We start from the raw sequence: 10,898 nt of genomic DNA, 5'->3' as shown, positions 1-10,898 counted from the left end.
GGTATGGCAAGATGCCATACCCTCCTAAGGAGAAATCCGTGGGAGGAAAGAGATTCCCACAGAACGCACGGAACGCACAGAAACTTCTGGCAGAGAAGAGCCTCCCACGGATGACACAGATGAGCACAGATGTTAGGGGGTATGGCATCCCTGCCATACCCACGCTGCCAAATTCTGTGTATTCTGTGAATTCTGTGGGAGAACAGCGCGCCCTAAGTATCTGTGTAAATCTGTGAAATCCGTGGGAGGACATCTCAGTAGGAGGTTCTGTGTATTCGGCGTATTCTGTGGGAGAATATCCCATAGCAAGCGGCGTGGGTATGGCAAGATGCCATACCCTCCTAAGGAGGAATCTGTGGGAGGACACCTAATAAAACTTTGAATAGAATATGACAATATTAGTGATTTCGATAATTGTGCTCGGCATCATCGCCGCACTGATCGCCAAGCTGAGCAAGCACGACGGCGAGGAGAAGATAACCGTGGTGGAGACATGCGCCACATGCAACGGCACTAACGACAAGTGCGAGCAGGACTGCATGATGGAAGCCGCCACGAAGGACATCGTCTACTACGACGACGAGGAACTCGACGCGTTCAGTGGCCGACCGTCGGACAGCTACACCGACGAGGAGGTGGAGCTGTTCAGCGAGGTGCTCTACACCATGCGCCACGAGGAGATAGCCGACTGGTGCCGCAGTCTGACACTGCGCGGTATCAACCTGCCCGACCAGATAAAGGACGAAACATTCATGCTCAGGGAGGGTTAAGGCAATAAAACGCCACAAACAGAGTTATTTATACGTGAAACTATTTAAGACAAGACATATCATACCCATCCTTCTCGCAGCTGTATTGGTGGTTGCGACAGGATGCTCTACGCAGAAAAACACCGCGCGCACACGCTGGTGGCACTCGTTCAAGGCGCGTTATAACACTTATTATAACGGCTCGTTGGCGTATATCGATGCCTCATTAGAGAAGGAGGAAGGCAACAAGGACAACTTCACCGAGCTTATTCCGCTCTACACCGTGAGCAACAAGAACAGCCGAGAGATAGGCAAGTCGAACTACGACCGCGCCATCGAGAAGTGTCAGAAGACCATCAAGCTGCACAGCATAAAACGCCGACCGCAGTGGACAAAGCAGCGCAAGAAGACGGCGAAGGACTTGGAGTGGCTCTCGCGCCGCGAGTACAACCCGTTCCTTTGGAAGGCGTGGTTGCTCATGGGCCGTTCGCAGTTCTACAAGGGAGCGTTCGACGAGGCAGCTGCCACGTTCAACTACATGAGCCGACTGTACCAGACACAGCCAGCCATCTACGCCAAGTCGAGAGCGTGGCTCGCCAAGTGCTACATCGAGGAGGGTTGGCTCTACGATGCCGAGGACGTGATACGCAATATGCAGCGCGACTCCATCCACTGGTCGGCACGCAAGGAGTGGGACTACACCTACGCCGACTACTACATACACACGGGCGAATACGAGAAAGCTATACCCCACCTGCGCAACGTCATCAAGCACGAGATGCGACGCAAGCAGCGCGCACGCGAGTGGTTCCTCATGGGACAGATGCAGGCAGCGTTGGGCAACAACGTGGAGGCGATGAAGGCGTTCAAGCACGTGACGAAGCTCAACCCACCCTACGAGCTGGAGTTCAACGCACGCATCAGCATGACGGAGGTGATGTCCGTAGGACAATCGAAGAAGATGATTGGCAGGCTGAAGCGCATGGCACGCTCGGACAAGAACAAGGAATATCTCGACCAGGTGTACTACGCCATCGGCAACATATACCTCGCACAGAGCGACACCGCACAAGCCATCAACGCCTACGAACGCGGAGCGGCTAAAGCCACGCGCTCGGGCATTGAGAAGGGCGTGCTGCTGCTGAAGCTGGGCGACATCTACTGGGAGAAGGAACGCTACAACGACGCGCAACGCTGCTACGGTCAAGCCATCGGTATGCTCGACAAGGAGCGCAAGGACTACGAGGAGCTGTCGAACCGCTCGAAGATTCTGGACGACCTCGTGCCATACACCGACGCCATACACCTGCAGGACTCGCTGCAGTCGCTCGCCAAGATGAGCGAGAGCGACCGCAACGCTGCCATCGACCGCACCATCGAGGCACTGAAGAAGAAGGAGAAGGAGGAACGCCGACTGCAGGCTGAGCAGGACGCGCAGAACCAGATGAACGGCGGCAACGACATGGCGCAGAACAACCAGTTCGGCAACAACACGACGATGCAGAACCAGCAGAACCAGCGCAACGCGCAGTGGTACTTCTACAACCAGATGGCGGTGAGCCAGGGTAAGGCGGCGTTCCAGAAGCAATGGGGCAAGCGCGAGAATGTGGACGACTGGCAGCGCGTGAACAAGACGGTGGTGGCGTTCCAGACCGACGAGCCAGAACTCACCGAGGAGCAGCAGGACTCCATAGCGCAAGCGGAAGCAATAGCCGACTCGCTCGCACTCATCGCCGACAGCGCACAGAACGACCCGCACAAACGCGAGTACTACATGGCGCAGATACCGTTCACGGAGGAGCAGGTGGCTGCGAGCAACAACATCATCGCCGAAGGACTCTACAACTCGGGCGTCATCTTCAAGGACAAGCTCGACAACCTACCGCGAAGCGAGAAGCAGTTCATGCGACTCATCGGTGGCGACTATCCCAACTTTGAGAAGAAAGCGGAGGCTTACTATCACCTCTACCTATTATATATGCGCAAGGGCGACCGACAGACCGCCGACTCGTACGTGGCACGACTCAAGCAGGAGTACCCCGAGAGCGAGTGGACAACACTGCTCACCGACCCCAACTTCGTGGAGAACGCGCGTCTCGGCGTGCACCTCGAAGACTCGCTGTACGCCGCTACATACGATGCGTTCAAGGCGGCGCGCTACAAGGAGGTGCGCGGCAATGTCAGCGTGTCCGAACAGCGGTTCCCGTTGGGTGCCAACCGCGACAAGTTCCTCTTCATCGGCGGTCTGGGCAAGCTGAACGACGGCGACTACGAGGGCTGCATCGACGACCTGAACACGGTGGTGAAGAAGTATCCGCAAAGCCCTATAGCCGTAATGGCAGGCATGATAGTGAAGGGCGTAAACGAGGGACGACAGCTGCAAGGCGGCAAGTTCGACCTCGAGAACATCTGGGAGCGACGCTCGCAGGTGCTCAACGAAAGCGACTCGACGGCGGTGCGCGAGTTCTCTAACGACCGCAACGCAGCGTTCATATACATGATAGCGTACAAACCCGACTCGATAGACGCCAACCGTATGCTCTTCGAGCTGGCTCGCTACAACTTCACATCGTTCATGGTGCGCAACTTCGACATAGAGGTGGAGCAGGCGGACGGTCTGAACCGTATGCTCGTGAAGGGTTTCCGCAACTACGACGAGGCACTGCAGTACGCACGCCAGCTACAGAAGCAGAAGCAGCTGATGAAGCTCGTGGGCAAGAGTCGACAGATAGTAATCAGCGACGTGAACCTGCCGCTGCTCGGCAAGCAGTTCAGCTACGCCGACTACGCCGAGTTCTACGAGAAGAACTTCGCTCCGCTTAAGATAGCAACGGAGGATCTGCTCGACATTCCGGAAGAACCAGTCGTTGAGCCAGACGAGCAGTCTACGACAAAGCAGCGCGACGACTTCGAGGAGGAGCCTGCCGACAATCAGAACACTACGAACACCTTCTTCGACGAAGAGCCGCAACCTACGGAAGAGCCGTCGACTGAGGGTGGCGTGGTGAACATCGAGGACGAACAACCTCAGGAGTCTGCTACCGAAACTGTGGTTAAGGAGGAACCGAAGCCAGAGGTCAAAGAGGAGCCTGCAACGACTGTCGTTGAGGAACCGAAGCCAGAGGTCAAGGAGGAATCTGCAACGACTGTTGTAGAGGAACAGAAGCCGGAGGTTAAGGAGGAGTCTGCAACGACTGTCGTAGAGGAACCGAAGCCGGAGGTTAAGAAAGAGCCCAAGCCGATAGTAAAGGAAGAACCCAAGCAGTTGGAGGACGACTTCTACTTCGGCGAGGACCCGCAGCCTCAGCAGAGCACATCGAAGAAGCAGGGCAGCAAGACCCAGAAAGACAACTTCGACGACGATGAGTATTACGACCTCGACGGTTTTTAACAAAAAAAAGAAAGAGCATTATGAGCAACGGATATTTACTGTGGGTAGACGACGAGATTGAACTCTTGCGCGCCCACATCATCTTCCTTCAGAGCAAAGGATACGAGGTGGTGACCGTGAGCAACGGAACAGATGCCATCGAAGAGTGCAAGCAGCACAAGTTCGACCTGGTGCTGCTCGACGAGATGATGCCCGGCATCAGCGGACTCGAAACGCTGCAACAGATAAAGGAGCTGTCGCCTGCTACGCCCGTAGTGATGGTGACAAAGAGCGAGGAGGAGAACATCATGGATCAGGCTATCGGCTCGAAGATAGCCGACTATCTGATAAAGCCTGTGAACCCCAACCAGATCCTGCTCACGCTGAAGAAGAACATACACCGCAAGCAGATTGTGTCGGAGGTGACGCAGACGGGCTATCAGCAGAACTTCCAGGACATATCGATGCAGATAATGAACTGCAACACGATAGACGACTGGAAGGATGCGTACCGCCGACTGGTGCACTGGGAGTTGGAACTGAGTTCTACGGACAGCAACATGACCGAGATGCTGCAGATGCAGAAGGAGGAAGCAAACAACGGCTTCGCCAAGTTCATAAAGAAGCACTACTTGTCGTGGGTGGCACCGGGCGTAACCGAACGCCCACTGATGAGCCCGGACATCTTCAAGCGCAAGGTGTTCCCTGCGATAAACGAGGGCGAGAAGGTGTTCCTCATCGTCATCGACAACTTCCGCTACGACCAGTGGCGCGTGCTGTCGAAGGAGATTGGAAACATGTTCGACATAGAGGAGGACATGTACACCAGCATCCTGCCGACGGCTACGCAGTACGCACGCAACGCTATCTTCTCGGGATTGATGCCCGAGCAGATTGAGAAGATGTTCCCCGAGCTGTGGGTGGACGAGGACGAAGACGAGGGCAAGAACCTCAACGAGGAACCGCTCATACGCACGCAGATAGAACGCTACCGCCGCCACGACTCGTTCTCGTATCACAAAGTGAACGACTCGACGGGTGCCGACAAACTGCTTGCACGCCTCAACGAGCTGACGAAGAACGACCTCAACGTCATCGTGGTCAACTTCATCGATATGCTCTCGCACGCAAGAACAGAGTCGAAAATGGTGCGCGAACTCGCCAACAACGAGTCGGCTTACCGCTCGATAACGCTCTCGTGGTTCCGCCATTCGGTCATGGCAGACCTGCTCAGCGCACTCTCGCAGATCGACTGCCGCATCATCATCACCACCGACCACGGCAGTATCCGTGCGTCGAAGCCGGTGAAGATAATCGGCGACCGCAACACGAACACCAACCTGCGCTACAAGCTGGGCAAGAACCTCAACTGCCAATCGAAGGAAGTGTTCGTCATCAAGAACCCACAGGAGGCGCAGCTGCCTGCGCCGAACATCAGTACGTCGTACATGTTCGCCACCGGCAGCACATTCTTCGCCTACCCCAACAACTACAACTACTACGTGTCGTACTACAAGGACACGTTCCAGCACGGCGGCATCTCGCTCGAAGAGATGCTCATACCGCTGATAACACTAAAGGGAAGGAAATAAAAAAAGCTGCAAGCAGCTTACTGTTATAATAGAAAAACGAAAAAACTATGGAAATAAGAATTAACTCTCTGGCAGACATCAACGAGGCTGCCAAAACATTTGTCGAGAATATGGGCGACGGCAAGGTGTTCGCCTTCTACGGCAAGATGGGCGCAGGCAAGACTACTTTCGTGAAGGCTATCTGCGAGTGTTTGGGCGTAGACGACGTAATCACTTCGCCCACGTTCGCCATCGTGAACGAATACACATCCGCCACAACCGGCGACGCGATATACCACTTCGACTTCTACCGCATAAAGAAGCTCGAAGAGGTGTACGACATGGGCTACGAGGACTACTTCTACAGCGGTTCGCTGTGCTTCCTCGAGTGGCCGGAGCTGATAGAGGACCTGCTGCCCGAGGACGCAACGAAGGTTACTATCGAAGAGACTGCAGACGGTTCGCGCGTGGTGAAGTTCTAAACTATTTGAACGCGACACGGTAGGTGCAGCCGTTCTTCCAGTTGCTGCATCCGTAAGCCGTCTTACCTTTTATGATTGTACCCTTGCCGCAAACGGGGCAAGTGGTGCCGATTATGCTGTCGTCTGCCGACGGCTCGCTTGTTGCGGGCTGCGGTGAGGCGGCAGCATTTTTTGTTGATGCAGTCGACGACGTTGCAGCAGACTTTGCTGCGGCTTTCTTCGGCGCAGCAGTCTTTTTCTTTTTTGCCTTCTTCAAGTCCTCGTCGGTAGTAATGGTGACACGGCGGTTGCTGTTGTCGCGCAGAACGTCGTACACAATCTCCGTCACCTGCTGCTTCAGCTCGTTGATGAAGTCGGCAGCCTCGTACTTCTTGTGCTCTATGTCGCGCAGCTTCTTCTCCCATATGCCGGTCAGCTCGCAACTCTTGAGCAGTTCCTCGTGGATGATATCAATCAGTTCGATACCGGTAGCCGTGGCGATGAGGTTCTTGCGCTCGCGACGTATGTAGTGGCGCTTGAAGAGCGTCTCGATGATGCCGGCACGCGAAGACGGTCGTCCGATGCCGTTCTCCTTCAGCGCAGCACGCAGCGTCTCGTCGTCGACGAACTTGCCGGCGGTCTCCATGGCACGCAGCAGCGTAGCCTCGGTGTAGTACTTCGGCGGTGTGGTCCACTTCTCGGTGAGTGTAGGCGTGTGCTGTCCGCTCTCGCCCTTTACGAATGTGGGCAGAGTGCGCTCCTCGTCCTGCTTGTCGTCGTCTTCGGACGACGACGGTTGTGGGTTGAGGGGTTGAGGGCTGTTTGGTTGAGGTGTTGAGGTTTGCTGTTGAGCGTAGATGGTGCGCCATCCAGGCTCTAATATCTCCTTTCCGCTCACCTTGAACTCCACATCCTCCACCTTGCCGAGCACGGTGGTGGTAGCGAACTTGCAGTCGGGATAGAACACGGCGATGAAGCGACGCGCAATGAGGTCGTAGACGTTGCGCTCCATGTCGCTGAGTGCAGACGCAGGCACGCCGGTCGGGATGATGGCGTGGTGGTCGGTCACCTTAGATGTGTCGAAGACACGCTTCGACTTGGGCAGTTTCTTACCGGCAAGCGGCTGTATGTACTGCTCGTAACCGCGCATACCGGTGAGTATACCGGCACACTTCGGGTAGATGTCGTCGCTCAGGAACTGCGTATCGACACGCGGATAGGTGGTGAGCTTGCGCTCATAGAGCGACTGTATGAGGTTGAGCGTTGTCTCGGCACTGTATGAGAACTTGCGGTTGCACTCCACCTGCAGCGAGGTGAGATCGAAGAGGCGTGGAGGAGCCTCGTTACCGTTCTTCTTCGACACGCCCGTCACCTCGAACGGCTTGTCGGCGATGGTGGCGAACGCCTGCTCGCCCTCCTCCTTCGTCGTGAACTTGCCCTTTGTAGCTGTGAAGAGTGTGTCGCGATAGATGGTGGAGAGCACCCAATAAGGCTCGGGAACGAACGAGTCGATCTCCTTCTGGCGGTTGACGATGAGCGCGAGCGTGGGCGTCTGCACGCGTCCGATGCTGAGCACCTGTCGGTTCTGTCCGTACTTGAGCGTGTAGAGGCGCGTGGCGTTCATGCCCAGGAGCCAGTCGCCGATGGCGCGGCTCAGTCCGGCTACGTACAGCGGCTGATACTCACTCTGATCCTTGAGCGAGTTGAAACCCTCGCGGATAGCCTCGTCGGTCATCGACGATATCCAAAGACGCTTCACCGGACACTTCGCCTGTGCCTTCTGCATCACCCAACGCTGTATCAGCTCACCCTCCTGTCCGGCGTCACCACAGTTGACGATGCAGTCGGCAGCCTGCATAAGACGCTCGATGACACTGAACTGGCACTTGATGCCGTCGTCGTCGATGAGCTTGATACCGAAGCGCGGCGGAATCATCGGTAACGCCGAGAGACTCCAGTGCTTCCAGTTCTCGGTGTAGTCGTTGGGCTCTTTCAGCGTGCAGAGGTGACCGAAGGTCCACGTCACTTGGAAGCCATTGCCCTCCATGTATCCGTTGTGGGAGGTTGTGGCACCCAATATGCGGGCTATATCCTTGGCTACGCTTGGTTTCTCGGCTATGCAGACTATCATTTGTTTCTGTTTTTAAAATTAAATACGAAGTGCAAAGTTACTTAAAATTATTGAGTTTCGCACGCCAAGCTCCATATATCTTGCGCAATTACGCAGCGGATACGATCCGCCATATTTCCTCCGGAAGCACGCCCGAGGCGTTGCTTCCGAAAGAAATTTTGGTCTTTTAGCGTTTTTTTTTTACACTAATTAACACTTTTGTGTCCATTTGTATCAATAATCTAAACTATTTAGACTAACTTTGCAGCGTTTGCGTTATGCATACACACAAAAAACAAAGACATATCAAACGCATACTTACAACAACGATAATATTTAGAGAGTGAGAGAGTAATTATAAATTAGTATTCATATAACCCCAAAATGAAGAATAATGAGTAACACAATACATAGCCCACACGAGAACAAACTATTGAAGATGTCAGTATTGCTTGGTGATATCATCATCATCAATCTTTTGTACTGGCTGTTTTGTTGCGTTTTAAAATATGACACCAACATCGACGCAATGCGCCAAACGATGGTGGTAGGCTCTATCGTATATTTAGCTTGCACAATGGAGAATGGTGTCGTGCTGCATCACCGCAAGGTGAGCAACCACCAGATTATCATGCGTGTGATGCAGAACTTCTTCGTAGGTGCAATCGGTTGCATTCTCATGTTCGCCATCGGCGACTTCCAACACATGTCGTTATTCCGGATGATAGAGTTTTGGCTGACTGCATTCGTCGGTGTTTCTATCTTCCGCATCATAACACGTCATGTTGTTGCAGCATGGCGATGTATGCCGAAGCACGCCCATAACGTGGTGTTCGTAGGAAGCAACAGCAACGCGCGTAACATGTTTCGCCAGATGACCACACCAAACGACTTAGGCTTCAACGTGCTGGGCTACTTCGACCACCAACCCAACGAGAAATTCTCCGAGCTATGCACATATCTCGGCACACCGCAGGATATGCCAGAGGTGCTGAAGGAGCACAGCAACGTACACGAATTGTACTGCTGTCTGCCCTCACGCTTCAGCGAGGAAATCCTTGAAGTGATACGCTACTGCGAGCATCACTTCATCCACTTCTATTCGATGCCCAACATCAGCAACTATCTACACCATCGTATGCACCTCAAAGTGCTGGGCGACGTACCTTACTTGAGTCTCTACAACGAGCCACTGAGCCTCATCGAGAACCGCTTGGTAAAGCGCACGTTCGACTTTGTGGTGTCGCTGACATTCCTCTGCACGCTCTTCCCCATCATACTCGCCGTTGTGGCTATCGTTACGAAGACAACAATGCCAGGACTGTTGTTCTTCCGACAGAAGCGCACCGGACTTAACGGCAAGGAGTTCTACTGCCTGAAGTTCCGCAGCATGAAGGTGAACAAAGACTCCGACACGCTGCAGGCCACAAAGAACGACCCACGAAAGACGAAGTGGGGCAACATAATGCGCAAGACAAACATCGACGAGCTGCCACAGTTTATCAACGTACTGTTAGGACAGATGAGTATCGTGGGTCCACGTCCACACATGGTTAAGCACACCGACGACTACTCGAAGCTCATCGACAACTACATGGTGCGCCACTACATCAAGCCTGGCATCACCGGTTGGAGCCAGGTGAACGGCTTCAGAGGCGAGACAAAATACCTCTCGCAGATGGAGGGACGCGTGGCTGGCGACATCTGGTACTTGGAGCATTGGAGCGTATGGCTCGACATATATATAATGTATAAGACCGTGGCTAACGTCATCGTTGGCGACAAGCAGGCGTTTTAAGATATGAAAGGCACACCCAGCGGTGTGCCTTTTTTGTTGGCGTAACGAAATTGTAACAGTTTGGTAGTACGTGTGAATACAATTATATATAACTTTGCAAGCAGAACAAAGATATAGCAGTTATGAAACAAAACCAGAAAATCCTCGTTGTTGACGACGAGCAGGACTTGCTCGAAATCCTCAAGTTCAATCTCGAAACAGAAGGCTACGAGGTGCAGACCGCCACATCAGCCGAAGAGGCACAGACGCTCGACATAGCATCGTTCGACCTGCTGCTGCTCGACGTGATGATGGGCGGCATGTCGGGGTTCGCCCTCGCCCGACTGCTGAAGGACGACCCACAGACAGCCCGCGTGCCTATCATCTTCCTCACCGCCCGCGACACAGAGAACGACACCGTGACGGGATTTAACCTCGGTGCCGACGACTATATATCGAAGCCATTCTCTCTGCGCGAGGTGATGGTGCGCGTGCGTGCCGTGCTGCGCCGCACAGCCACTGAGAACGAGGAGGAAGAGGCGCACCTCATCACCTACCAGGGCATCGTGATGAACCTCGACAAGAAGACCGTAGCCATCGACGGTGAGGAGATAGCATTCACGAAGACTGAGTTCGAACTGCTCCACCTGCTGCTCGACGAGCGCGGACGCGTGTTCTCGCGCCAGGAACTCATCGACCGCGTATGGCCGAAGGACGTGTTGGTGCTCGACCGCACCGTGGACGTGAACATCACACGCCTGCGCAAGAAGATAGGTCGCTTCGCGAAGTGCATCGTGACACGTCTCGGATTCGGTTACTACTTTGACGCATAGGAGGGTATGGCATCCTGCCATACCCAC

The 10,898-nt window shown here is 54.3% G+C and carries 8 protein-coding genes; 7 read left to right on the top strand and 1 reads right to left on the bottom strand.

Translation table 11 applies throughout. The annotated features are described in order from the left end of the window. The 5 genes from HMPREF0673_RS14800 to tsaE form a co-directional block, all read left to right on the top strand. Window positions 1–236: hypothetical protein (locus HMPREF0673_RS14800; RefSeq protein ID WP_007902523.1), on the top strand; the 236-nt coding region annotated here is incomplete at its 5' end. A gap of 153 nt (window positions 237–389) precedes the next feature. Further along, window positions 390–770: a hypothetical protein gene (locus HMPREF0673_RS11360; protein ID WP_007902522.1), complete on the top strand. Its 381-nt coding sequence runs from the start codon at window positions 390–392 to the stop codon at window positions 768–770. Window positions 771–804: 34 nt separating this feature from the next. Beyond that, entirely contained in the window at window positions 805–4,140 is a 3,336-nt protein-coding gene (gene porW / locus HMPREF0673_RS11355; RefSeq protein ID WP_007902520.1) for a type IX secretion system periplasmic lipoprotein PorW/SprE, read from the top strand. Between the two features lie 20 nt (window positions 4,141–4,160). Next, window positions 4,161–5,711 (top strand): T9SS response regulator signal transducer PorX, encoded by a 1,551-nt coding sequence (porX, locus tag HMPREF0673_RS11350; protein WP_007902519.1) that lies wholly within the window; start codon window positions 4,161–4,163, stop codon window positions 5,709–5,711. A gap of 47 nt (window positions 5,712–5,758) precedes the next feature. Further along, window positions 5,759–6,172: a tRNA (adenosine(37)-N6)-threonylcarbamoyltransferase complex ATPase subunit type 1 TsaE gene (gene tsaE / locus HMPREF0673_RS11345; protein WP_007902517.1), complete on the top strand. Its 414-nt coding sequence runs from the start codon at window positions 5,759–5,761 to the stop codon at window positions 6,170–6,172. Between the two features lies 1 nt (window position 6,173). Here tsaE and HMPREF0673_RS11340 read toward each other — a convergent pair whose 3' ends face one another. Next, window positions 6,174–8,282 (bottom strand): DNA topoisomerase 3, encoded by a 2,109-nt coding sequence (locus tag HMPREF0673_RS11340; RefSeq protein WP_007902515.1) that lies wholly within the window; start codon window positions 8,280–8,282, stop codon window positions 6,174–6,176. A gap of 373 nt (window positions 8,283–8,655) precedes the next feature. Here HMPREF0673_RS11340 and HMPREF0673_RS11335 point away from each other — a divergent pair, with 373 nt between their 5' ends. Both HMPREF0673_RS11335 and HMPREF0673_RS11330 read left to right on the top strand, forming a co-directional pair. Further along, complete coding sequence (locus HMPREF0673_RS11335; protein ID WP_007902512.1) at window positions 8,656–10,059, top strand: undecaprenyl-phosphate glucose phosphotransferase; 1,404 nt, start codon at window positions 8,656–8,658, stop codon at window positions 10,057–10,059. 122 nt (window positions 10,060–10,181) lie between these two features. Then, the gene (locus HMPREF0673_RS11330; protein ID WP_007902509.1) at window positions 10,182–10,871 is read left to right on the top strand and encodes a response regulator; all 690 of its coding nucleotides are present in this window, start codon (window positions 10,182–10,184) and stop codon (window positions 10,869–10,871) included. The last annotated feature ends 27 nt before the right edge of the window (window positions 10,872–10,898 follow it).

Source organism: Leyella stercorea DSM 18206 (assembly GCF_000235885.1).
Taxonomy (GTDB): domain Bacteria; phylum Bacteroidota; class Bacteroidia; order Bacteroidales; family Bacteroidaceae; genus Prevotella; species Prevotella stercorea.
Note: the sequence above shows the minus strand (reverse complement) of the source record. Positions and strands in the feature narration are given on the sequence as shown.

Excerpts from the sequence above, each read along its gene's own strand:
- HMPREF0673_RS11360 (WP_007902522.1), top strand. The coding sequence starts at position 390 with ATGACAATATTAGTGATTTCGATAATTGTGCTCGGCATCATCGCCGCA.
- HMPREF0673_RS11335 (WP_007902512.1), top strand. The coding sequence starts at position 8,656 with ATGAGTAACACAATACATAGCCCACACGAGAACAAACTATTGAAGATG.
- porX (WP_007902519.1), top strand. The coding sequence starts at position 4,161 with ATGAGCAACGGATATTTACTGTGGGTAGACGACGAGATTGAACTCTTG.
- tsaE (WP_007902517.1), top strand. The coding sequence starts at position 5,759 with ATGGAAATAAGAATTAACTCTCTGGCAGACATCAACGAGGCTGCCAAA.
- HMPREF0673_RS11330 (WP_007902509.1), top strand. The coding sequence starts at position 10,182 with ATGAAACAAAACCAGAAAATCCTCGTTGTTGACGACGAGCAGGACTTG.
- HMPREF0673_RS11340 (WP_007902515.1), bottom strand. The coding sequence starts at position 8,282 with ATGATAGTCTGCATAGCCGAGAAACCAAGCGTAGCCAAGGATATAGCC.